General features: G+C 61.8%; 20 protein-coding genes and 1 tRNA gene. 18 read left to right on the top strand and 3 right to left on the bottom strand.

The window, feature by feature from the left end:
* From bamB to ACN9M3_RS23060, 9 genes are all read left to right on the top strand, one after another.
* Positions 1 to 1,149, top strand: coding sequence for an outer membrane protein assembly factor BamB (bamB, locus tag ACN9M3_RS23100; RefSeq protein WP_426163090.1), 1,149 nt, complete (start codon positions 1 to 3; stop codon positions 1,147 to 1,149).
* A gap of 7 nt (positions 1,150 to 1,156) precedes the next feature.
* Positions 1,157 to 2,503: a ribosome biogenesis GTPase Der gene (gene der, locus ACN9M3_RS23095; protein WP_426318746.1), complete on the top strand. Its 1,347-nt coding sequence runs from the start codon at positions 1,157 to 1,159 to the stop codon at positions 2,501 to 2,503.
* A 190-nt stretch (positions 2,504 to 2,693) separates the two neighbouring features.
* Complete coding sequence (gene hfq, locus ACN9M3_RS23090) at positions 2,694 to 2,939, top strand: RNA chaperone Hfq (RefSeq protein WP_055931606.1); 246 nt, start codon at positions 2,694 to 2,696, stop codon at positions 2,937 to 2,939.
* A 10-nt stretch (positions 2,940 to 2,949) separates the two neighbouring features.
* A complete protein-coding gene (gene hflX / locus ACN9M3_RS23085; RefSeq protein WP_426318745.1) occupies positions 2,950 to 4,095 on the top strand; it encodes a GTPase HflX in 1,146 nt (381 codons plus the stop codon).
* Positions 4,096 to 4,104: 9 nt separating this feature from the next.
* On the top strand, positions 4,105 to 5,337 hold the full coding sequence (hflK, locus tag ACN9M3_RS23080) for an FtsH protease activity modulator HflK (RefSeq protein WP_426163080.1): 1,233 nt from the start codon (positions 4,105 to 4,107) through the stop codon (positions 5,335 to 5,337).
* Positions 5,337 to 6,212 carry a protease modulator HflC gene (hflC, locus tag ACN9M3_RS23075; protein WP_426318744.1) on the top strand — a complete coding sequence of 292 codons (876 nt, stop codon included), beginning with the start codon at positions 5,337 to 5,339 and terminating at the stop codon, positions 6,210 to 6,212. The genes hflK and hflC overlap by 1 nt, the downstream gene beginning before the upstream one ends.
* A gap of 146 nt (positions 6,213 to 6,358) precedes the next feature.
* Positions 6,359 to 7,519, top strand: a complete 1,161-nt coding sequence (locus ACN9M3_RS23070; protein WP_426318743.1) for an ATP phosphoribosyltransferase regulatory subunit — start codon at positions 6,359 to 6,361, stop codon at positions 7,517 to 7,519.
* A gap of 5 nt (positions 7,520 to 7,524) precedes the next feature.
* Positions 7,525 to 8,835 (top strand): adenylosuccinate synthase, encoded by a 1,311-nt coding sequence (locus ACN9M3_RS23065; protein ID WP_426163074.1) that lies wholly within the window; start codon positions 7,525 to 7,527, stop codon positions 8,833 to 8,835.
* 104 nt (positions 8,836 to 8,939) lie between these two features.
* Positions 8,940 to 9,485: a phosphoribosyltransferase gene (locus tag ACN9M3_RS23060; protein ID WP_426163072.1), complete on the top strand. Its 546-nt coding sequence runs from the start codon at positions 8,940 to 8,942 to the stop codon at positions 9,483 to 9,485.
* A gap of 52 nt (positions 9,486 to 9,537) precedes the next feature.
* On the opposite strand, the gene ACN9M3_RS23055 is transcribed toward ACN9M3_RS23060, so the two are convergent.
* Positions 9,538 to 9,978, bottom strand: coding sequence for an FKBP-type peptidyl-prolyl cis-trans isomerase (locus ACN9M3_RS23055; protein ID WP_426318742.1), 441 nt, complete (start codon positions 9,976 to 9,978; stop codon positions 9,538 to 9,540).
* Between the two features lie 150 nt (positions 9,979 to 10,128).
* On the opposite strand from ACN9M3_RS23055, the gene ACN9M3_RS23050 reads away from it, so the two are divergent.
* The 5 genes from ACN9M3_RS23050 to ACN9M3_RS23030 all read left to right on the top strand — a co-directional run bounded on the left by ACN9M3_RS23050 (position 10,129) and on the right by ACN9M3_RS23030 (position 14,157).
* Positions 10,129 to 11,124, top strand: coding sequence for a hypothetical protein (locus tag ACN9M3_RS23050; protein WP_426318741.1), 996 nt, complete (start codon positions 10,129 to 10,131; stop codon positions 11,122 to 11,124).
* Positions 11,121 to 11,717: a MarC family protein gene (locus tag ACN9M3_RS23045; protein ID WP_057259514.1), complete on the top strand. Its 597-nt coding sequence runs from the start codon at positions 11,121 to 11,123 to the stop codon at positions 11,715 to 11,717. The genes ACN9M3_RS23050 and ACN9M3_RS23045 overlap by 4 nt, the downstream gene beginning before the upstream one ends.
* A gap of 103 nt (positions 11,718 to 11,820) precedes the next feature.
* The gene (locus tag ACN9M3_RS23040) at positions 11,821 to 13,116 is read left to right on the top strand and encodes a TolB family protein (protein WP_426318740.1); all 1,296 of its coding nucleotides are present in this window, start codon (positions 11,821 to 11,823) and stop codon (positions 13,114 to 13,116) included.
* Positions 13,113 to 13,427 (top strand): hypothetical protein, encoded by a 315-nt coding sequence (locus tag ACN9M3_RS23035; protein WP_426163062.1) that lies wholly within the window; start codon positions 13,113 to 13,115, stop codon positions 13,425 to 13,427. Before ACN9M3_RS23040 ends, ACN9M3_RS23035 begins: the two co-directional genes overlap by 4 nt.
* A gap of 70 nt (positions 13,428 to 13,497) precedes the next feature.
* Positions 13,498 to 14,157 carry a peroxiredoxin gene (locus ACN9M3_RS23030; RefSeq protein WP_426163059.1) on the top strand — a complete coding sequence of 220 codons (660 nt, stop codon included), beginning with the start codon at positions 13,498 to 13,500 and terminating at the stop codon, positions 14,155 to 14,157.
* A gap of 85 nt (positions 14,158 to 14,242) precedes the next feature.
* Here the strand turns inward: ACN9M3_RS23030 and uvrB are convergent, their stop codons facing one another.
* Positions 14,243 to 16,309 carry an excinuclease ABC subunit UvrB gene (uvrB, locus tag ACN9M3_RS23025; protein WP_426163056.1) on the bottom strand — a complete coding sequence of 689 codons (2,067 nt, stop codon included), beginning with the start codon at positions 16,307 to 16,309 and terminating at the stop codon, positions 14,243 to 14,245.
* Between the two features lie 110 nt (positions 16,310 to 16,419).
* Here uvrB and ACN9M3_RS23020 point away from each other — a divergent pair, with 110 nt between their 5' ends.
* Both ACN9M3_RS23020 and ACN9M3_RS23015 read left to right on the top strand, forming a co-directional pair.
* Positions 16,420 to 17,622, top strand: a complete 1,203-nt coding sequence (locus ACN9M3_RS23020; RefSeq protein ID WP_426318739.1) for an amino acid aminotransferase — start codon at positions 16,420 to 16,422, stop codon at positions 17,620 to 17,622.
* 37 nt (positions 17,623 to 17,659) lie between these two features.
* Positions 17,660 to 17,735, top strand: a tRNA-Asn gene (locus tag ACN9M3_RS23015).
* A gap of 276 nt (positions 17,736 to 18,011) precedes the next feature.
* On the opposite strand, the gene ACN9M3_RS23010 is transcribed toward ACN9M3_RS23015, so the two are convergent.
* Positions 18,012 to 19,460 carry a serine hydrolase gene (locus tag ACN9M3_RS23010; protein WP_426318738.1) on the bottom strand — a complete coding sequence of 483 codons (1,449 nt, stop codon included), beginning with the start codon at positions 19,458 to 19,460 and terminating at the stop codon, positions 18,012 to 18,014.
* A gap of 166 nt (positions 19,461 to 19,626) precedes the next feature.
* Here ACN9M3_RS23010 and ACN9M3_RS23005 point away from each other — a divergent pair, with 166 nt between their 5' ends.
* Positions 19,627 to 20,676 (top strand): pectate lyase family protein, encoded by a 1,050-nt coding sequence (locus ACN9M3_RS23005; protein ID WP_426163048.1) that lies wholly within the window; start codon positions 19,627 to 19,629, stop codon positions 20,674 to 20,676.
* Positions 20,677 to 20,760: 84 nt separating this feature from the next.
* On the top strand, positions 20,761 to 23,163 hold the full coding sequence (locus ACN9M3_RS23000; RefSeq protein WP_426318737.1) for a glycoside hydrolase family 95 protein: 2,403 nt from the start codon (positions 20,761 to 20,763) through the stop codon (positions 23,161 to 23,163).
* The last annotated feature ends 83 nt before the right edge of the window (positions 23,164 to 23,246 follow it).

The following is a 23,246-nucleotide window of genomic DNA, read 5'->3' as shown; positions in this document are numbered from 1 at the left end:
ATGCTTGCCACCCGTACTGTTATTGCGCTGGGCGTCGTAGCGCTGGCTGCCGGCTGCGGCAGCCTGAATCCGTTCAAGAAGGAAGACAAGTTCGCGCCGGCCAAGCTGGAAGAACTGAAGTCCGGCGTGCCGGCCCGCATCGTCTGGAAGCACAGCACCGGCAAGGCGGGCGTCAACGTGTTCACGCCTGCGCTGGCAGACAACAGCGTGTTCGTGGCCGATGCCGACGGCGTGATCGAGCGCCTGGACGCCGCCAGCGGCAAGGTGCAGTGGCGCAGCAAGACCGGCGCCGACCTGACCGCCGGCGTCGGCGTCAGCCCGGATGGCAAGCTGGTGGCAGTGGGCGCTGTCAAAGGCCAGCTGATGGCCTTCGATGGCAGCGGCAAGGCGCTGTGGAAAGTCCAGGCGTCGAGCGAAATCCTGTCCTCGCCGGCAGTCGGCAACGACGTGGTGATCGTGCGCACCGTGGATAACAAGGTCACCGCCTATGACGCGGCCGATGGCAAGAAGCGCTGGTTCATTCAGCGTGTCACGCCGCCGCTGACGCTGCGTAATATGCCAGGCCTGGTGATCGCCAACAACAATGTGTACGCGGCGCAGCCTGCTGGCCGCATTCTGGCGATGGCGCTGTCAAACGGCGTGCCGCGCTTTGAAGTGCCGCTGTCCGAACCGCGCGGCGCGACTGAACTGGAACGCGTGTCCGACATCAGCGGCACCCCGACCGTGTTCGAGCAAGACCTGTGCGCGGTGAGCTACCAGGGCAAGGTGGGCTGCCTGGACATCAATACCGGCGTGGCCCGCTGGACCAAGCCGGCATCGTCGGACGTGGGCGTGGGCGTGGACCAGCGCTTCGTGTTCGTGTCGGACGAGAAGGGCGCCGTGCAGGCCTTTGCCCGCGAAGGCGGCGCATCGGCATGGAAGAACGAGAAGCTGGCATACCGCCGCTTGTCGGCTCCGGTTTCCTATGGCCGTTTCGTGGCCGTGGGCGACCTCGAAGGTTATGTGCACTTCCTGTCGCGGGAAGACGGCACGATTTTAGGTCGGATCAGCACCGACGGCAGCGCCATCAAGTCGGCGCCGCTGTTGTCGGGTCCGAATGTGATTTTCCAAACCCAGAATGGGACTGTGGCCGCTATCGCGGTCGAATAAAAATAATATGAAGCCGGTAATTGCACTTGTTGGTCGCCCGAACGTCGGGAAATCGACCTTATTCAATCGACTGACCCGCTCGCGCGATGCGCTGGTGGCGGACCTCCCTGGCCTGACGCGCGATCGTCACTATGGCGAGGGCCGCGTGGGCAATCGCCCGTTCCTGGTCATCGATACCGGCGGTTTCGAACCGGTCGCCAAGGAAGGCATCATGTTCCAGATGGCCCTGCAGACCAAGCAGGCCGTGGCCGAAGCCGACGTGGTGGTGTTCCTGGTCGATGGCCGCCAGGGCATGACCCCGCACGACAAGACGATTACCGATTTCCTGCGCAAATCCGGCCGTCCGGTGCTGCTCGTGGTGAACAAGGCCGAAGGCATGCGCTATACCGCTGCCGTATCGGACTTCTACGAGCTGGGACTGGGCGATCCGTATGCGATTTCCGGCGCCCACGGCGACGGCGTGCACGACCTGGTGGCCGAAGCGCTGGACAAGGCTTTCGCCTCGCGCCCGGCCGACGAGGAAGAACTGCTGCCGCAGGAACGCGGCGTGAAGATCGCCCTGGTAGGCCGCCCGAACGTGGGCAAGTCGACCCTGATCAACACCCTGGTGGGCGAAGAGCGCGTGATCGCCTTCGACATGCCGGGCACGACCCGCGATTCGATCGAGATCCCGTTCGAGCGCGACGGCAAGCAGTACACCCTGATCGACACGGCCGGTATCCGCCGCCGCGGCAAGGTGTTCGAGGCCATCGAGAAGTTCTCGGTAGTGAAGACGCTGCAGTCGATCTCGGAAGCCAATGTGGTGATCCTGATGCTCGATGCGCAGCAGGATATCTCCGAGCAGGATGCCCACATTGCGGGCTTCATCCTGGAGTCGGGCCGTGCCCTGGTGGTGGCGGTCAACAAGTGGGACGGCTTGCAGTCGGACGACCGCGACCAGGTGAAGATGGACATGGACCGCAAGCTGGACTTCCTGTCCTTCGCCAATACCCACTTCATCTCGGCCCTGCGCGGCACCGGCATCGGCCCGCTGATGAAATCCGTGAACGGCGCTTATGCCGCCGCCACGGCCGACCTGCCGACGCCCAAGCTGACCCGCGCCTTGCAGGAAGCGATCGAGAAGCAGGAACCGAAGCGCAAGGCTGGCGTGCGTCCGAAAATGCGCTATGCGCACCAGGGCGGCCAGAATCCGCCGATCATCGTCATCCACGGCAATTCGCTGGATGCGGTGTCCGAGCCGTACAAGCGCTATCTGGAGAAGCATTTCCGCGATAGTTTCAAGCTGGTCGGCACCCCGCTGCGGATTGAGTTGCGCAACGGCAAGAATCCTTTCGACAAGCGCGAGAAGGCTTGATCAGCGAGTTCAGGGCCGGCATTTGCGGAGCAAATGCCGGCCCTGACCCCGGAATAAGCTGACCTTAAGGTTTATCCGGCTGCAAGATTTAAAAAAACAAGGTACAGTGTCTTTGGAGCAGCATCCCCAGCACTTGAAAAACAGGCGCAGCGTCTCCAATTCGTACACAACAACATAAAACGGAGCTGTTATGAGCAATAAAGGGCAATTGTTACAAGACCCATTCCTGAACGCGCTGCGTAAAGAGCACGTTCCAGTCTCGATCTACCTGGTCAACGGCATCAAGCTGCAGGGTCATATCGAGTCTTTCGACCAATACGTGGTCCTGCTGCGTAACACCGTGACCCAGATGGTTTACAAGCACGCCATTTCCACCGTGGTGCCTGCCCGCGCCGTCAACCTGAACATGGATAACTCCTCCGAGGCAGCGGAGTAAGCCACTTCGTATGCGTGCAGCTTTAGTCGGGGTAGATTTCGGTCAGGGCGACTTTGCTGCCAGTATCGAGGAGTTGATGCTGCTGGCCCGCTCCGCGGGCGCAGAGCCGGTCACCACCATTACCGGCAAACGGTCTTCGCCGGATGCCGCGTATTTCGTCGGTAGCGGCAAGGCCGATGAAATCGGTCATGCAGTGCAAGACCACAAGCTCGAAATCGTCATCTTCAATCATGCGCTGTCCCCAGCCCAGCAGCGCAACCTGGAAAAACGCCTGAACGTCAGGGTGCTTGACCGCACCAGCCTGATCCTCGACATCTTTGCGCAGCGCGCGCAAAGCCACGAGGGCAAGCTGCAGGTCGAGCTGGCCCAGTTGCAGCACCTGGCCACGCGCCTGGTGCGCGGCTGGACCCACCTTGAGCGCCAGAAGGGCGGTATCGGCCTGCGCGGTCCCGGTGAAACCCAGCTCGAAACCGACCGCCGCCTGATCGGCGAACGCGTGAAGATGCTGCGTGCCCGCCTGGCCAAGCTGCGCAAGCAGCACGAGACCCAGCGCCGCGCCCGCGGCCGCAGCCACACGTTCTCGGTGTCCCTGGTCGGCTATACCAATGCCGGCAAGTCGACCCTGTTCAATACCATGACCAAGGCCGGCGTCTACGTCGCGGACCAGCTGTTCGCCACGCTCGATACGACCTCTCGCCGGGTCTACATGGGCGAGGAAATCGGCAACGTGGTGGTCTCCGACACGGTCGGCTTCGTGCGCGAATTGCCACACCAGCTGGTGGCCGCCTTCCGCGCCACGCTGGAAGAGACCATCCATGCCGATTTGCTGCTGCACGTGGTCGACGGTTCGTCGCCGGTGCGCATGGAGCAGATCGAGCAGGTCAACCTGGTGCTGCGCGAGATCGGCGCCGACCATATCCCGCAGATCCTGGTGTGGAACAAGATCGATGCGGCAGGCCTGGAGCCGGCGGTCGAACGTAATGAGTATGATAAGATTTCCCGCGTATTCATCAGCGCACGCACGGGCGAAGGCCTGAACCTGCTGCGCGATGCAATCTGTGAGGCAGCACGGGATGAGCAGGAGGCGCTGGCCAACCCCAAGGAGGAGCTGGCGCCTGACAGTATTCTCAACTTTACCCAAGTAGGATCTCACTAAAAGAAAAATATGCCTTTTTCCTCTCTCAAGAAAAGACTCGGCAACTATATTGCCCAGGAAGGCAAAAAGCCCGGCGAAGGGCCGCCGGACCTCGATCAACTCTGGCGTGATTTCAACCAGCGCCTGAATGGCCTGTTCGGCGGCGGCAAGAACCGCGGCAGCAATCCGGGCGGTGGCGGCAATGGCGGCGGCGACATGAAGGGCGCCGGCTTCACCGTTGGCGCGGTCGCTTCGGTGGCAGCCCTGGTGTGGCTCGCCTCCGGCGCGTTCATCGTGCAGGAAGGCCAGACCGGCGTGGTCACCACGTTCGGCAAATTCAGCCATACCACGCCGGCCGGTTTCAACTGGCGCTGGCCGTATCCGTTCCAGGGCAATGAAATCGTCAACGTGTCCCAGGTGCGCACGGTCGAAGTAGGCTACCGCGGCAGCGCGAAGACCAAGATGGCTTCCGAAGCGCTGATGCTGACCGAAGACGAGAACATCATCGACATCCAGTTCGCCGTGCAGTACAAGGTAAGCGATCCGGTGAAGTGGCTGTATGCCAATCGCGATGCGGAAGGCACGGTAGGCCAGGTGGCCGAAACGGCGATCCGCGAAATCGTCGGCCGCAGCAAGATGGACTTCGTGCTGTATGAAGGCCGCGAAAAGGTCGCCACCGACACCCAGCAACTGATGCAGACCATCCTGGACCGCTACAACTCGGGCGCGCAAGTGACCAACGTGACGATGCAGGGCGTGCAGCCGCCGGAGCAGGTGCAGGCCGCGTTCGATGACGCCGTGAAAGCAGGGCAGGACCGCGAGCGCCAGAAGAACGAAGGCCAGGCCTATGCCAACGACATCGTGCCGAAAGCGCGCGGTGCGGCATTCCGCCTGATCCAGGAAGCCGAAGCCTACCGCGCCATGACGGTGCAGAATGCGACCGGTAACGCGGACCGCTTCAAGTCCGTGCTGGCCGAGTACCAGAAGGCGCCGGCCGTGACGCGCGACCGCATGTACCTGGACACCATGCAGCAGATCTTCTCCAACACCAGCAAGGTGATGGTCGATTCCAAGGCTGGCAGCAACCTGCTGTACCTGCCGCTGGACAAGCTGATCGCCCAGGTGGCAGCTACCGAGGGCCGCGCCGCCAGCGTGACGCCGCCGCCGCCAGCGGCCGTGCTGCTGCCGCCGGAACCGACATCCGACCCGAACCGCCGCGATGGCCGTTCGCGTGAATCGTCCCGTGACCGGGAGGGCCGTTAATGAATCGCTTTGCAACTATCCTGATTACCGGCTTCATCGCCCTGATGCTGCTGTCGTCCACCGTGTTCGTGGTGGACCAGCGCAAGTACGCCATCGTGTTCGCGCTGGGCGAAGTGAAGCAGGTGATCTCCGAGCCTGGCCTGCACTTCAAGCTGCCGCCGCCGTTCCAGAACGTGGTGTACCTGGACAAGCGCATCCAGACCCTGGACCCGAAAGAGGCTGACCGCTTCATTACCGCTGAAAAGATGAACATCCTGGTGGATGCCTTCGTCAAATGGAAGGTGACTGACCCGCGCCTGTACTTCGTCTCCTTCGGTGGCGACGAAAGCAGGGCCGGCGACCGCATGCAGCAGATCGTGAAGGCGGCGCTGAACGACGAAATTACCAAGCGCACCGTGCGCGAAGTGATCTCCGGCCAGCGCGGCAAGGTGATGGAATCAATCCGCAGCAAGGTGGTGGACGAGGCCAAGCAGATCGGCGTGGAAATCGTCGACGTGCGCCTGAAGCGCGTGGACTACGTTGAGCAGATCAACAACTCGGTGTACGAGCGCATGAAGGCCGAGCGCGCCCGCGTGGCCAACGAAGCCCGTTCCACCGGCGCCGCCGAGTCGGAGCAGGTGCGCGCCGACGCCGACAAGCAGCGTACCGTGATCCTGGCCGAGGCTTACCGCGAAGCGGAAAAGATCAAGGGCGAGGGCGATGCCAAGGCGTCCCAGATCTATGCCGAAGCATTCGGCCGCAATCCGGAGTTCTACAAGTTCTACCGTTCGCTGGAAGCTTACCGTGCTTCCTTCAAGACCAAGGCTGACGTGATGCTGGTCGATCCACAGTCCGACTTCTTCAAATACTTCAAGAGCGCAGGCTCCGGCAAGTAACAGTTTCAGCAGCTATGGCGCCGCTCCTGCGGCGCCATTTTTTTACCTGCACCGCAACAATTTCGCGTAAAATACGCGGTTTGGTCATCCGATTTTCCGGATGGCGTAGTTGCGCCTGCATTGTTTTTAATTCAATAGCACCAACCATGCCGAATTGGCTTTTGCCTGAATATATTGCCGACGTCTTGCCATCCGAAGCACGCAAGATCGAGGAGTTGCGCCGCCTGATGCTGGATAACTTCCGGCTGTACGGCTACGAGCTTGTGATGCCGCCGATGCTGGAGTACGTCGAGTCCCTGCTGACCGGCGCCGGTGCCGACACGGACCTGCGCACGTTCAAGCTGGTGGACCAGATTTCCGGCCGCATGCTGGGCCTGCGCGCCGACATGACGACCCAGGTGGCGCGCATCGACGCCCACCTGCTGAATCGCGCCACCGTGACCCGCCTGTGCTATGCCGGCTCCGTGCTGCATACCCGCCCGTCCGGCCTGCATTCGACGCGAGAGCCTTACCAGATCGGCGCCGAAATCTACGGCCATGCCGGCCTGGAAGCGGACGCGGAAATCCAGGAACTGGCACTCGGCTCGCTGTCGCTGGCCGGTTTCACCGACATGCGCCTGGACCTGACCCACGTCGGCGTGCTGCGCGCGATCCTGGCGCAGGATCCTGCCGCGACCAGGGATTACGACGCCATCGTGGCCCTGCTGCGCGGCAAGGATGCGCCGGGGCTGCAGCAGCAGACCGCCAGGTACAACGAGGTGACCCGCGCAGCACTGCTGGCATTGCCGAACCTGTACGGCGACGTCGAAGTGCTGAAGCGCGCGCGCGAAGTGCTGCCGCCACTGCCGGGCATCACCCATGCGCTGGCGGAACTGGCTGCGCTGGCGGCATCGGCCATCGGCCGCGCCGAAGTGGCGATCGACCTGGCCGACCTGCGCGGCTACCAGTATGAGAGCGGCGCCATGTTCGCCCTGTACGTGCCGGGCCTGCCGAATGCGGTAGCACGCGGCGGCCGCTACGACCACGTGGGCGAAGCATTCGGCCGCGCGCGTCCGGCCACCGGCTTCTCGCTGGACCTGCGCGAACTGGCGCGCCTGCTGCCGACCGCGGAGCGCAAGCATTCGATCCGCGCGCCATGGGGCAATGCACCGGAATTGAAAGAAAAAATCGCCGAGCTGCGCAAGTCCGGCGAAGTTGTGATCCAGTCGCTGCCGGGTCATAACGATGAACAGGACGAGTTCGAGTGCGATCGCGCGCTGGTGCTCGACGAAAGTGGTAGTAACTGGATTCTCAAAAACTTAGGTTAATTGTGATGTCAAACAAAACTGCAAAGAACGTTGTTGTTATCGGCACCCAGTGGGGCGATGAAGGCAAAGGCAAGATCGTCGACTGGCTGACTGAACACGCCCAGGGCGTGGTGCGCTTCCAGGGCGGCCACAACGCGGGCCACACCCTCGTGATCGGCGGCGTCAAGACCGCCCTGCAGCTCATCCCTTCGGGCATCATGCGCCCAGGCGTGGCCTGCTACATCGGCAACGGTGTGGTGCTGTCCGTGCCTGACGTGCTGCGCGAAATCGACAAGCTGGAAGCAGCCGGCGTGGAAGTGGCTTCCCGCCTGAAGATCTCCGAGGCTTGCCCGGTCATCCTGCCTTACCACACGGCGCTGGACGCGGCGCGTGAAGCCGCCCGCGGCGCCGCCAAGATCGGCACCACCGGCAAGGGCATCGGCCCTGCATACGAAGACAAGGTCGCCCGCCGCGCCATCCGCGTGGCCGACCTGCTGAACGCCGAGCGCTTTGCAGAGAAGCTGAAAGAGAACCTGGACTACCACAACTACGTCCTGGAAAACTACCTCAAGGCGCCGAAGATCGATTACCAGAAGACCCTGGACGATGCGCTGGCCTACGTGCCGCGCCTGCGCCCGATGGTGACTGACGTGTCGTCCGCCCTGTACGCAACCCACAAGGCCGGCGGCTCGCTGCTGTTCGAAGGCGCGCAAGGCTCGCTGCTGGACGTCGACCACGGCACCTATCCGTTCGTCACCTCGTCGAACTGCGTGGCGGGTAACGCTGCTGCCGGCGCCGGCGTCGGTCCTGGCATGCTGCACTACATCCTGGGCATCACCAAGGCCTACACCACCCGCGTTGGTTCCGGCCCGTTCCCATCCGAACTGCCGACCGATGCAGGCGTCGGCCACCACCTGTCCTCCGTGGGCCACGAGTTCGGCACCGTGACCGGCCGTGCCCGTCGTTGCGGCTGGTTCGACGCAGCGCTGCTGCGCCGTTCGGTGCAGATCAACGGCGTGTCGGGCATGTGCCTGACCAAGCTGGACGTGCTGGACGGCCTGGAAACCCTGAAGATCTGCACCGGCTACACCATCAACGGCAAGCAGGTCGACATCTTCCCGGTCGGCGCCGAAGACGCTGCGCTGTGCCAGCCGATCTACGAAGAAATGCCAGGCTGGAAGGAAAGCACCGTCGGCGCCAAGTCGATGGACGCGCTGCCTGCCGCTGCCCGTGCTTACATCAAGCGCATTGAAGAAGTGGTCGGCGTGCCGATCGATATGGTTTCCACCGGCCCTGACCGCGAAGAGACCATCGTCCTGCGCCACCCGTTCGAGTAACGCATTGCAAGGCGGGCCACAAGCCCGCCCGTACCGGCCAGCGCCGGACAGTAGGGCGGGTCAATGACCCGCCTTTCCAATTTCAGAGAGAAGGAAAAGCAATAATGAGCACTCCGCAATCCGACCAAAAGCACCTGTGGGTCTCCTGGGACGAGTATCACCGCCTGATCGAGCGCCTGGCGCTGAAGGTCCATGAATCGGGCTGGAAGTTCGACATGGTGCTGTGCCTGGCGCGCGGCGGCGTGCGTCCTGGCGACGTGTTCTCGCGCATCTTCGACGTGCCGCTGGCGATCCTGTCGACCAGCTCCTACCGCGAAGAAGCGGGCACCGTGCGCGGCGACCTGGATATCGCCAAGTACATGACCATGACCAAGGGCCCGCTGTCCGGCAAGATCCTGCTGGTGGACGACCTGGCTGATTCCGGCGTGACCCTGACCAAGGTGATGAAGCACCTGAAGGACAACTTTGAAGGCGTGACTGAAGTGCGTTCGGCCGTGATCTGGACCAAGGGCTGCTCCGCGTTCAAGCCTGATTACCAGATGGAAGAGCTGCCGCACAATCCGTGGATCCACCAGCCGTTCGAAGACTACGACGGCCTGCGTCCGCACCAGCTGGCGGCATGGATCAAGAAAGGCGAGACCGGCGCATAATTGCGTCGGCTTCGAAAGAAAGCGGAAGGGTGGAAGCCCTTCCGCTTTTTTTTCAGCGTACTTCCAGCAGTTCGACGTCGAAGATCAGGTTCGAGTTCGGCGGAATCGGACCGATGCCGTTGCTGCCATAGCCCAGGGAAGCAGGCACGACCAGGGTGCGTTTGCCGCCCACCTTCATTCCCTGCACGCCTTGGTCCCAGCCTGGAATCACTTGTCCGGCGCCGAGCGGGAAGCTGAAAGGCTTGCGGCCGATGGACGAATCGAACTGCGCGCCATGCTGCTGCGGCGAGTTCGGTTCGTAAATCCATCCGGTGTAATTGACGACGACGCTAGCGCCGGCAAGCGCTTCCTTGCCGGTGCCGACAACGGTATCAATCTTCTGGAACGGGATGGCGGCGGCTTCGGATTGCGCCGGTGGATTGCTGCGCTCGCAGCCGGCCAATGCCAGGGTAAGGCTTGCGCCGATAAGGCAGGCGGAAAACAGTCGCTTCATGTTCTTCTTTCAAAATAAACGGCAAAGAAGCAAGTGTACTGAATTCGCCACAAATTGCGAAAAATCAGCAGCTATCGGTATTTTAAGATATTTCCATGGGGAAATGACTATACAATTCTTGGCATTATTTTGCTGTTGCCAGGATAGTCGATGTTTCCTTCGATGCTGTTGTCTGTGATGCTGGCGGTGTCGCCCCCTGAGCCGGGCGGCGCCCAGGCCGCCAAACCTGCCGCATTGCACAAGCACTGGGCCGAGCGCAAATTCGACGCCATCGAGCGCAGCCTGCGCGAGTCGTGCACATCCGACCCGGCCGGCTTCGAAGCGCAATTCGACAGCTATTTCCGCAGCACGCAAACCTGGGAAGCTGACCGCAACGCGCTGGAGCAATGGCGCCAGCAAGCGCCCGATGCGCTGGCGCAGGCGCTGGTCGAAGCGATCTATTGGCGCGCCTATGCCTCGCAACTGCGCCTGGGCGCCGTTGGCCACCTGCAGAAAGAGGCCATGGCGTTTTACCAGGAGCAGTTGGGGCGCGGCATGGCGCGCCTGCAGCACGTCAAGGCGCAGGCCAATGCCTGCCCGCTGTGGCATAGCCTGAACATCAGCCTGCAGTTGGAGGGCGCCGGTTCGCGCCGCAGTGCCGCCAGCGCATACCTCGACGCGGTGCAGGCTTTCCCGAATGACTTGCAGATCCACTTCGCCATGTCGCGCGCCTACAGCCCGCGTTCGGGCGGCAGTGCGGTCCAGTTCGACCAGTTTGCACGGCGTGCCGTGTTCTTCACCAAGGCAGTGGAGGGCGGGGCCATGTACGCGCGCCTGTACTGGCGCGAAGATGGCAATGGCAGCGATGCGATCCAGTTCCGCGAGCAACGCGGCCTGCCGGAATGGCGCATGGTGAAGAGCGGTTTTGAAGACCTGCTGCAGCGGCATCCTCAAGACCTGCGCGGCCGCAACAAGTTCGCCTCATTCGCCTGCCGTGCCAATGACCGCGAGACTTACCTCCGGCTGCGCCAGGAACTTGGCGAGCGCATCATGCCCGAGCTGTGGCCGGACGTGGCCAGTGCCGAGGCCTGCGACCGCAAACTGGGCAAGGGCGCCTCCGCCGCCACTTCGCCGACGCAAGCCGGTGGTGTAAACTCGCACTCATGACTCAAGACTTCTTCCAGACCTTTATCCTGCTGATGCTGGTGACCGACCCGTTCGGCAACGTTCCCATTTTTGCGTCGGCGCTGGCCACGGTGCCGCCCAAGCGCCGCCCGAAAATCGTGGTGCGCGAATGCCTGATCGCCTTCGTCGTGCTGCTGGTGTTCATGTTCTTCGGCAGCCACTTCCTCAAGGCCCTGAGCCTGTCTGAAGCCTCGCTGCGCATCGCGGGCAGCGTGATCCTGCTGCTGATTGCAATCCGCATGGTGTTCCCGCATCCGGACGGGGTGCTGGGCAAGCAGGAGGGCGGGGAACCGTTCATCGTGCCGCTGGCGATTCCCGCGCTGGCAGGCCCATCCGCGCTGGCGACCGTGTTGCTGTTCTCGCGCGAGAGCACCGGCGAAGTACTGATGCACGTGGCGGCGCTGGCGGCCGTGGTGGTGGTGTGGCTGGTGGTGTTCCTCGGCGCCGAGCGCTTGCAAAAGGCCCTCGGTTCGCAGGTGATGACGGCCTTCGAACGCCTGATGGGGCTGATCCTCGCGGCGATGTCGATCGAGATGCTGCTGGGCGGCGTGCGCGAGTTCGTCAAGACGCTTTAAAGCGGCAGTAACGCCTCGTGATTTTCCGTGACTTTTTCTGTCGGGCAATGGCAATATAATCATCCGAATTTGCCGCGCCGCGGCGCCACAGGTAGGGTGATCCATGCATGTCCTGATCATATTGGGAATCGTCGTGTTGTTGGTTGTGTTGTTCTATAAGTCGACCAACCAGTATGTGCAGCCAGCCGGCTCGCCAGCCCCGGCGCCGACGCAAGCCATGGGCGGCAACGCGCCGCCGGTGCAGCTTGGCTGGGTCTCCAACGGCAAGCTGTTCGTGCAGGGCGGTTATGGCGCAGTGCAGGAGATTTCCAGCCCTTATGCGCAGCAGGCGATGGACCGCGCGGAACGCAGCCGCGAAAAGAACGCGTGGAAGAAGGACACTGCCTTCGGTGTCGCCGCGCAAGGCAATTACCGCGACTTCGATCATCAGACCGATCCTTTCCTGATTTCGTCGGCACTGTTCACCGGCGACGGCAAACTGCTGTACTTCCAGGCAGACCATGGCATGGGCGGGCTGTTCGCTTACGACACCGCCAGCGGGCAGGAAGAACGCCTGCTGCATCGCCAGCAATTGCAGCTCGATGATTTGTGCCTGTCGCCGTCCGGCGAGACGATTGTCTGCACGCTGCGGGCGCGTGGTGGCGCCAGCCATATTGCGACCATGCGCAGCAATGGCGATGGACTGCGCGAACTCACCGGCGGAGATACGATCGATTCCGCGCCTGCGCCCGTGCCGGGTGACGAGACCAAAGTCATCTACCAGTCCGCAGCGATTGGACGCGACCAGCACGGCGGCTGGGCCGCAACGGGCCATGTGACGCTGCAGGAATTGAATACCGCGACCGGCCGCGTTACGCCGGTGCTGGAAGATCCGCGCTACGACTTCCTGTCCCCACGCGTGGCGCCGGATGGGGTGCTGTTCTTCATTCGCCGTCCTTATGAACCGCCGCAGTACAACGCCGGCAATGTAGTGCTGGATACGCTGTTCTTCCCATTCCGGCTGCTGCGCGCCGTGTTCCATTACCTGAATTTCTTCTCGCTGATGTACTCGCGCAAGCCGCTGACCGGTGCGAGCGGCATGCCGATGCAGGCGGACATGAAAAACATCGTCTTGCAGGGCAAGCGTATCGACGCCGAGCGTGCGCTGCGCCAGGAAGCCAGCATCGGCGGCATTCCTTCGCTGGTGCCGTCGTCGTGGCAGCTGATGCGCCGCACGCGCAGCGGTGGCGAGGCGGTGGTGGCGAACAATGTGAGTTCGTTTGATATGACGCCGGGCGGCACCATTGTCTACAGCAACGGCCGCGGCCTGTTTGCGCTGGATGCGCAAGGGCGCTCGGTACTGGTTGCGCAGGGAGACCTGGTCGGCGCAGTGCTGGTGCATGATAAGATGCCGGCATGAAACAACTTGAACCCATGTTCCGCTGCACGGGCTGCAACCGGGGCATTTTGAATCGCTGCGTGGCCCGCTGCCTGTATTGCGGCGCCGACCTGCCTGCCGAGGCCAGGCTTGCACCGGAAATGATCGCACAACGCGACGCTGAACATGCGCGCATGGAAGAGGCACGCAAGCGCCTTGCACAGCATCCCGCACCGCGCCCGCAGGCCCAGGGCAGCGCAGCGTCGGACGTCATCGATGGCGTGGCGACGGGGTTGGATGTCATCGACCTGATCGGCGATGGCGTCTCGCTGTTTGGCAAACTTCTGGACTAAACATGTTGCTTTGATAATGACGGCGTGGCACGATATTGATCCCGCCATGCCAATCATTAAAGGAGCTGTCATGTCCCTGCGCATCAACGATACCGCACCAAATTTCAAGGCCCAGACTACCAAGGGCCCGATCGATTTCCATGAATGGATTGGCGACCAGTGGGCCGTCCTGTTCTCGCATCCGAAGGATTTCACGCCGGTTTGCACCACGGAGCTGGGCTACATGGCCAAGATCGAGCCGGAGTTCACCAAGCGCAATACCAAGATCATCGGCTTGTCGATCGACCCGGTCGAGAACCACAGCAAGTGGGCTTCCGACATCGAAGAAACCCAGGGCGCCAAGGTGAACTATCCGATGATTGGCGATACGGACCTGAATGTGGCAAAGCTGTACAACATGCTGCCGGCTGAGGAGCCGGGTACTGCGGATGGCCGCACCGCTGCCACCAATGCGACCGTGCGTTCGGTATTCATCGTTGGCCCGGACAAGAAGATCAAATTGATGCTGACCTATCCGATGACCACCGGCCGTAATTTCGATGAGATCCTGCGCGTGCTCGATTCGATGCAGCTGACCGCCAAGCACAAGGTGGCCACGCCGGTGAACTGGAAGGATGGGGAAGATGTGATTATCGCTGGCTCGGTCAGCGATGATGATGCCAAGGGATTGTTCCCAGGCGGGTGGAAGGCGCCTAAGCCTTACCTGCGGATCGTCAAGCAGCCTTCCTGAAACCGTACGGGTTTGGTTGTGCGCCTTTGATCTTCGTCGAAAGTCCCGGGTCTGACCCTCTGGGTCAGACCCAGGTTTACCGGTTTTAAAGCGCATCGGCGCCAGGCGCGCCGAACAGCTGCTCTTTGAGGTGGTGCAACTGATCCCGCACCTGTGCCGCCTTTTCGAACTCCAGGTTCCTCGCGTGGTCCAGCATGAGCTTCTCGAGCCGCTTGATCTCCTTGCTGATCTGCTTCTCGCTCATGGCCTCGTATTTCGCGGCTTCCTCGGATACCTCCAACTGCTCGCGGGCCGCAGCGCTGTAGACGCCATCGATCAGATCCTTGATGATCTTCTTCACGCCGCGCGGCGTGATGCCCATCTTCTCGTTATAGGCAATCTGCTTGGCCCGGCGCCGTTCGGTTTCATCGATCGCGCGCTTCATCGAGTCGGTGATGTTGTCCGCGTACAGGATCGCCACACCGTTCAGGTTACGCGCCGCCCGACCAATGGTCTGGATCAGTGAGCGCTCGGAACGCAGGAAGCCCTCCTTGTCGGCATCCAGGATCGCCACCAGCGATACTTCGGGCAAGTCCAGGCCTTCGCGCAGCAGGTTGATCCCCACCAGCACGTCGAAGGTACCAATGCGCAGGTCGCGCAGGATTTCCACGCGCTCCACGGTATCCACATCGCTGTGCAGGTAGCGCACCTTGATGCCGTGGTCGCCCAGGTATTCGGTCAGTTGCTCCGCCATGCGCTTGGTCAGCGTGGTGACCAGCACGCGTTCATTCTTCTCGATGCGGTCGTTGATCTCGCCCAGCAGGTCGTCGACCTGGGTACGGGCAGGGCGCACGATCACTTGCGGGTCGACCAGGCCGGTTGGACGCACCACCTGTTCGACCACGGCGCCGGCGTTCTTCTTCTCGTACTCGGCCGGGGTGGCGGAGACGAAAACCGTCTGCCGCATCTTCGACTCGAACTCCTCGAACTTCAGCGGTCGATTGTCCAGTGCCGATGGCAGGCGGAAGCCGTAATCCACCAGGTTGGTCTTGCGCGAACGGTCGCCGTTGTACATGGCTGACAACTGGCCGATCAGCACGTGCGACTCGTCCAGGAACATGAGCGCATCGCGCGGCAGGTAGTCGACCAGGGTTGGCGGCGGTTCGCCCGGCTTGGCGCCGGACAGGTGGCGCGAGTAGTTCTCGATGCCCTTGGTGAAGCCGACTTCAGACATCATCTCCAGGTCGAAGCGGGTACGCTGTTCCAGGCGTTGTTCCTCAATCAGCTTGTTCTCGCGGCGGAAGAATTCCAGGCGCTCGCGCAGTTCTTCCTTGATGGTCTCGATCGCACGCAGCACGGTGGCGCGCGGCGTCACATAGTGCGAGCCTGGGTAGACGGTGAAGCGCGGAATCTTCTGTTTGACCTTGCCCGTCAGCGGATCGAACAGCTGGATCGATTCCAGCTCGTCGTCGAACATTTCCAGGCGCACCGCCAGATCGGCGTGTTCGGCCGGGAAAATGTCGATGGTGTCGCCGCGCACGCGGAAGGTGCCGCGGCCGAAGTCCATCTCATTGCGCGTGTACTGCATCTGGATCAGGCGCGCGATGATGTCGCGCTGCGACACGCGGTCCTTGGCGCGCAGCGTCAGGATCATCTGGTGGTATTCGTTCGGATTACCGATACCGTAGATGGCCGACACGGTCGCCACGATCACTACGTCGCGCCGCTCCATTAGCGACTTGGTGCAGGACAGGCGCATCTGTTCGATGTGCTCGTTGATCGACGAGTCCTTTTCAATGAACAGGTCGCGCTGCGGCACGTAGGCTTCCGGCTGGTAGTAATCGTAGTACGACACGAAGTACTCGACCGCGTTCTCCGGGAAGAATTCACGGAATTCGGAATACAGCTGCGCGGCCAGCGTCTTGTTCGGCGCGAACACGATGGCCGGACGGCCCATACGGGCGATCACATTGGCCATGGTGTAGGTCTTGCCGGAACCCGTCACCCCGAGCAGGGTCTGGAACGACAAGCCGTCTTCAATTCCTTCGCACAAGCCATCAATGGCGGTCGGCTGGTCACCGGCGGGAGGGAAGGGCTGGTGCAGCCGGTAAGGCGAATCCGGGAAAGTGATAACTTCCGAAGCCGGGGCACTGGTATTTTGGGAATCAGACATTACTGCAGACCTTTGATAGAATATGCGATTGTCAGCGGCCCTGACCGGATTTTGTTCGGGTGCCGGCCTGCTTTTGCATCGACCCGCCTTCAAACGTTACTAAACTTATCATGACGAACCCTTCCGTATTCAGCGCCATCGAGATGGCCCCGCGCGACCCGATCCTCGGCATCACCGAAGCCTTTAATGCAGACACTAACCCAGCGAAGATTAACCTGGGCGTAGGTGTCTATTATGACGACAATGGCAAAGTGCCGCTGCTGAAGTGCGTGGAAAAGGCGGAAGCAATCCTGATCGAACAGCACGCCCCGCGCACCTACCTGCCGATCGAAGGCCTGGCCGCATACGACAAGGCCGTGCAAGAGCTGGTATTTGGTGCCGACAGCGCCGTAATTCAAGAGAAACGTGCGGTGACCGTGCAGGCACTGGGCGGTACCGGCGCGCTGAAACTCGGCGCCGACTTCCTGAAGCGCTTCTCGCCGGATTCCGAGGTTTACATCAGCAATCCAAGCTGGGAAAACCACCGCGCGCTGTTCGAAAGCGCCGGCTTCAAAGTCAACAACTACGCTTACTACGACGAGACCACCCATGGCGTGAACTTCGCCGCCATGCTGGCTGCCCTGAAGGCCATGCCGCGCGGCTCCATCGTCGTGCTGCACGCTTGCTGCCACAACCCGACCGGCGCCGACCTGACCCAGTCCCAGTGGGATGAGGTGATCGCCGCTGTAGTCGCCGGCGGCCTGGTGCCGTTCCTGGATATGGCGTACCAGGGCTTCGGCGCCGGCATTGCGGAAGATGGCGCCGTAGTGCGCCGCTTCGCCGCGACTGGCGTGGCGCTGCTGGTGTCGAACTCTTTCTCCAAATCCTTCTCGCTGTATGGCGAACGCGTGGGCGCCCTGAGCGTGGTGGCTGCATCCGCCGAAGAAGCTTCGCGCCTGCTGTCGCAACTGAAGCGCGTGGTGCGTACCAACTACTCCAACCCACCGGTCCACGGCGGCAAGGTAGTGGCAACCGCCTTGGCAACCCCAGAGCTGCGCCAGATGTGGGAAGACGAACTGGCCGGCATGCGCGTGCGCATCAAGGAAATGCGCGAGGCCTTCGTGCAGAAGCTGAAGGTCAAGGCGCCTGGCCACGATTTCGACTTCGTGCGTGAGCAGGTCGGCATGTTCTCGTATTCCGGCCTGACCAAGGAGCAGGTGGGCAAGCTGCGCGAGCAGTCGATCTATGCTGTGGACACCGGCCGTATCTGCGTTGCAGCGCTGAACTCGAAGAATATTGATGTGGTAGTTGACGCCATCGCCAAGGTCCTTTAATATGCTGCTCTCTGATCGCAACGCGGTCAGAGAATGATCCCTGATAGCTCAGTCGGTAGAGCGACGGACTGTTAATCCGCAGGTCCCTGGTTCGAGTCCAGGTCGGGGAGCCAGAATATAGAAAAGCCCAGCCTTAACCGGTTGGGCTTTTTGCATTTCAGGGCCGCATTGCGCCCTGTCGCAACATCTGTGCCCAATTTAGTTGCATTAGTAAGTGCTACATTTGATGAAAGTTAATTAGTGTGGTCGCTAAGGTAACTTCATGTGGCCATCCTTATTTCAACACTTCCGGCGGTCAACCAGTCCAGGAAGACACTCACCAATTCCTACGTGATGGACAATAGATGGACAATAAATACCCGACTTGCCAGGGCCGGTACTGATCCGTCCTATTCGGGCTGGAGCCTTTTCAGGATGGCCGCAGCGTTCGTATTGCCGGGATCCAGTTGCAGCGCACGCTGATAGGCCGCAATGGCCTTGGCATTCTCGCCCAGCGCCAGGTACAGCTCTCCCATGGAGTCATGCAGGTTGCCGTCGCGCGGGAAAAGCTCGCTTGCGCGCTGGAGGATAGCGATGCCGGTCGCCGCTTGTCCGGCTTCGGCGTATTGGTAGGCCAGGCGGTTCAACGCATTGCCGTCCTCCGGCGTGTCGCTTTGCGCCAGCAAGAACTTGAAGCGCGCCAATGCCGCGTCGGCGCCGGCCTGGCGAATTTCTGCAGCCAGCACATCATTCAAAGAGGGCTTGGGTTGCGCAACGGCCTGGCCATACAGTACGTCGGTGAAATCGCGGCGCATCCGATAAATCTCCGGCCCCTTGTTGCCATTGCCTTCGTTGAGGAAGATGACAACCAGCTTGCCGTCTTCCGGATAGCGCGTGACCAACGTGCGGAAACCGTTGGCGTTGCCGCCGTGCTCGTGTACCAGGCGCGGCTTGCCGGCAATGGTGCGCGTTCCAACCAGCCAGCCGTAGCCATAACCGAGATCGCCCCACACATCGTCCTTGACATAGGCGGTGAACATCTGCCGTTTTGATTCGGGCTTGAGCAGCGCGTTGCCGGCCAGGGCGCGATCGAGCTTGAAGAAGTCGCCGGTGGTGCTGGCGACGCCGCCGCCGGCGCCGACGTTCGGAATCCAGAGCGGATCAGCGGGACGGTATTCGCCGAGGGCACGCACATAGCCGGATGCCTTGCGCGGGATGATGCGGTCCGGCGCGTCATATGCTGTGCGCTGCATGCCGGCTGGGCGCAGGATCATGCTATCCAGGGCTTCGCTGTACGTCTTTCCGGTCTGCTTTTCGATGACCCAGCCGAGCAGGGTGTAGTTGGAACTGCTGTAGTGGCCCTGGCTGCCGGGTTCGAATTCCAGCGGGCGGTTCATGATCGCGAGGAGATCGGCCTTCGGCACTTTTTCGCCAAGGCGGTTAGCCCAGAAGCCCGGGAAATTTGCGTAGTCGACGATGCCGGAAGTGTGGTTCAGCAACTGGTGCAGCGTGACGCGCTTGCCAATCCCCGAATCAAGTTCGGGCACGTATTTACCAATCGGGTCGTCCAGCTGCAGCTTGCCTTGCTCCGCTAGTTGCATGACCAGGGTCGCGGTGAATTGCTTGGTCAGCGAGGCGACGCGAAAAACGGTGTCAGTGGTGTGGGGAATTTTCCATTCGCGGTTGGCCAGCCCAAAGGCGCGGTGATAAACCACTTTTCCATGGTCGGCGACCAGTACAGCTCCATCCAGTTGGCCGAGGGAGTGGTAACGCTCGGCCAGGCGGTCGATGTCGGCGGCGCGCTCGGCTTTTGCGGGCAGGGCGGACAGCAGAAGCAGGGCGATCAGGATTTTTCTCATTTTTCAACGATAGCATACCGCCAAGTTTATTTGCCTTTGGATATTGGTCGGACCAAAATTAATGCGGTAAGTCCGATTGTTGTATTTTGGTCAGGCCAATTGACGCGCTGTTGGAATAAATGCATCCTGTGCGCTCCTCAAACCAGAAAGCACAGGAGACAAGCGCATGAAAGTTAATCAACTCAAGGTAGTCTTCCTGGCGGCCGCTATCGCGGCAGCCACCTCTGCAGTTGCTGGACCCGTCGGCTATGGCGCCGCCACCACTGGCGGTGGAAGCAAGACCCCGGTCAATGTGGCCACGCTGGCCGATGCCCAGGCTAAGATCAACGCCTACACCGATAACTCCGGCCTGGTACTGAGGTATACCGGCAAATTCGACTACAACACCATCACCGACGTGTGCGCGCAGTGGCAGAAGCCGGCGCAGACGCTGGAGATCAAGAACAAGAGCAACATCACCATCATCGGCGCCAGCGATTCGAGCGCCAACTTTGGCATCCACATCGCCGGCAATGCGCACAACGTGATTGTGCAGAACATGATGATCGGCCTGCTGCAGGGCGGCGAGGCGGCCGATTCGATATCGATCGAGGGCATGTCCTCCGGCCAGCCAAGCAATATCTGGATCGACCACAACACCATCTTCGCTTCGCTGACTTCCTGCCCAGGCGCAGGCGATGCGTCGTTCGATGGCGGCATCGACATGAAGAAGGGCGCGCACCACATCACGGTGTCGTACAACCACGTGTACAACTACCAGAAGGTGGCCCTGAACGGCTACAGCGACAGCGATACGGCCAACGCCAACGCCCGCACCACCTACCACAACAACCGCTTCGAGCACGTCAAGTCGCGCTTGCCGTTGCAGCGTTTCGGCATGAGCCACATTTTCAACAACTACTTCAATGACGTGCAAACGTCCGGCATCAACGTTCGCATGGACGGCATTTCGCTGATCGAAGCGAATTACTTCGAGAACGTGAAGAACCCGGTCACGTCGCGCGACAGCAGCCGTATCGGTTACTGGGAGCTGCGCAACAACTATGTTGGCAGCGGCATTACCTGGGACACCCCGAGCGGCGCGGTCAATGCCACTAACTGGGGCAGCACCCAGTCCTATGGCCCGACCGGCTATTCCTATACCCCGATTGCCGGCGCCGACGTGAAGGCCAAGGCGATTGCCACCGCCGGTGCGCGCACCAACCTGGCCCAATAGGCATAGTTCGCGTTAAATAAGTCATAGCTTTGCCGCTGTCAGGCACGAGGATAATTTGCCCATGCTAACAAGAACGGAGGCAGGATGGGCGTGAATTCCAGGCGGCGGCACCTGATGGTCTCGCTCGGCATGGCGGCGGCATTTCCAGGGCTCGCGGGTGCCGCAGTGAGTGCCACGGCGCGCGGCAAGCGCGAAGATCTGGAGCTTTGGTATGCGCGTCCGGCAGGGCCATGGGTAGAGGCGCTGCCGGTCGGTAACGGCAGGCTGGGCGCCATGGTGTACGGGCGCGTGGGGCAGGAACGCCTGCAGCTCAATGAAGATACCCTGTTTGCAGGCGGCCCGCATGACCCGAACATGCCCACCGCCCAGGCTGCGCTGCCGCAAGTGCGCACCCTGATCGATCAGGGCAGGTTCAAGGAAGCCCACGACCTGTGCGGCAGCACCATGATCTCCCACCAGCAGATGCCCTACAGCTCTGCCGGCGACCTGCTGATCGACTTTATCGGCGCGCCTGCGGCGCCATCGGTATACCGCCGTTCCCTTGGCCTCGATTCAGCCGTGGTCCACACCAGCTATGCGGCAGGCAAGGTGCGCTACACGCGCGAAGTATTTGCCAGCGCTCCCGCGCAGGTAATCGTGGCCCGGCTGACCGCTACGCAAGGCGTGCTGGATTTCGATCTTGGCTATCGCCATCCGGCGCAGGTCAAGTATGGTGCTACGCAAGCGCCGGTGGAGTTGCGCGAAGACCTGAACGAGGCGGCGCGCCCGGCCCAGTTGGCAATCGGCGCCGATGGCGATGGCGCGCTGCTGGTAGAGGGACGCAATAATGATTCTTCCGGCATTCCGGGCGCGCTGCGCTACGCGGTGCGGGTGCAGGCGATCGCAGACGGCCAGGTAATCGTGGCCGGCGACCGTTTACAGGTGCGTGGTGCGCGCACTGTGACGCTGCTGGTGGCTGCCGCTACCAGCTACGTCAATTTTGCCGATACGAGCGGCGATCCTGTAGCGCGGGTGCGCCGCGATTGCGCAGGGGCGGCGCAAAAGCCTTATGCGCTCTTGCGGCAGGAGCATGTGAATTCGCACCAGTCACTGTTCCGCCGGTTCTCGATCCGGCTGGGCAAAGGACAGGATGTGCGCCCGACCAGCGAACGTATCGCCACCGCGGAATCGCAGCCCGACCCGACGTTGGCTGCGCTGTACGTGCAATATGCGCGCTACCTGCTGCTTTCCTGTTCGCGCCCCGGCAGCGAACCGGCCAACCTGCAGGGCCTGTGGAACGAGGGTACCAATCCGCCATGGGGCGGCAAGTACACAATCAACATCAACACCCAGATGAATTACTGGCCGGCGGGGCCGGCCAACCTGGGCGAATGCGTGGAGCCGGTGCTGCGCATGGTCGAGGGTCTTGCTGTGACCGGCGCCATCACGGCGCGCAAGGCTTATGGTGCACGCGGCTGGGTCACCCACCACAACACCGACCTGTGGCGCGGCAGTGCGCCAATCGATGGACCGTTGTGGGGAATCTGGCCAACCGGCGGCGCATGGCTGTGCAATACGCTTTGGGATCATTATGATTATTCGCGTGACGAGGCCTGGTTGCGCCGTCTCTACCCATTGATGAGGGGCGCATGCCTGTTCTTCATCGATACCCTGGTGGAAGATCCGAAGGGCAGGGGCCTGGTGACATCGCCTTCGATCTCGCCGGAAAACCAGCATCACAAGGGCGTTGCGATTTGCGCGGGCCCTGCCATGGACCGCCAGATACTGCGCGACCTGTTCCGCAACACGCTGGCCGCTCAGGTGCTGCTGAGGAAGGACGACGCCGAACTGCGGCGCGTACTGGAGACAACGATGGCGCGCCTGCCCGTGGACTGCATTGGTGCGCAAGGCCAGTTCCAGGAATGGCTGGAAGACTGGGATGCCGGGGCGCCGGAGCAGAAGCACCGCCATGTATCCCACCTGTATGCCATCTATCCGTCCAGCCAGGCGAACGTGCGCGACACCCCGCAGTTGGTGCAGGCGGCGATGATCACGCTGAACACGCGGGGCGACAAATCGACTGGATGGGCCACCGCATGGCGGCTGGCCCTGTGGGCACGGATGGGGGAGGGTGATCGCGCGCACGCCATCCTGCTTGGCTTGCTGGGGCCGGAGCGCACCTATCCGAACATGTTTGACGCCCATCCTCCGTTCCAGATCGACGGCAATTTCGGCGGCGCGGCGGGGATCATCGAAATGGTGCTGCAATCCTGGGGCGATGAAATCCACGTGCTGGCGGCGCTGCCCAAGGGGTGGCCGGAGGGGGCCATGCACGGCATCCGTGCCCGCGGCGGAGTCGAAGCCGACGTCGAGTGGTCCGGCGGGCGCCTGCGGCGCCTGGCGCTGCGCGGCAAGCCAGGCGAGAGCGTCAGCGTGCGCTACCGCGGCGAGAAGCGTTCCTTGAAGCTGGATGGCAAGGGGCGGGCGGCCTGGATATTGCAAGGATGAGACTGAATGTTGGCAAACTGGACATAAGCTTTTTTGCTTTTGGGGTGGAATCAGTTATTCTTCAAGTTATCTATCAGATTTAA

Source organism: Pseudoduganella sp. R-43 (assembly GCF_049913255.1).
GTDB lineage: Bacteria > Pseudomonadota > Gammaproteobacteria > Burkholderiales > Burkholderiaceae_D > Rugamonas.
The sequence above is the reverse complement of the archived record's forward strand: the minus strand, read 5'-3'. Positions and strand labels throughout refer to the sequence as shown.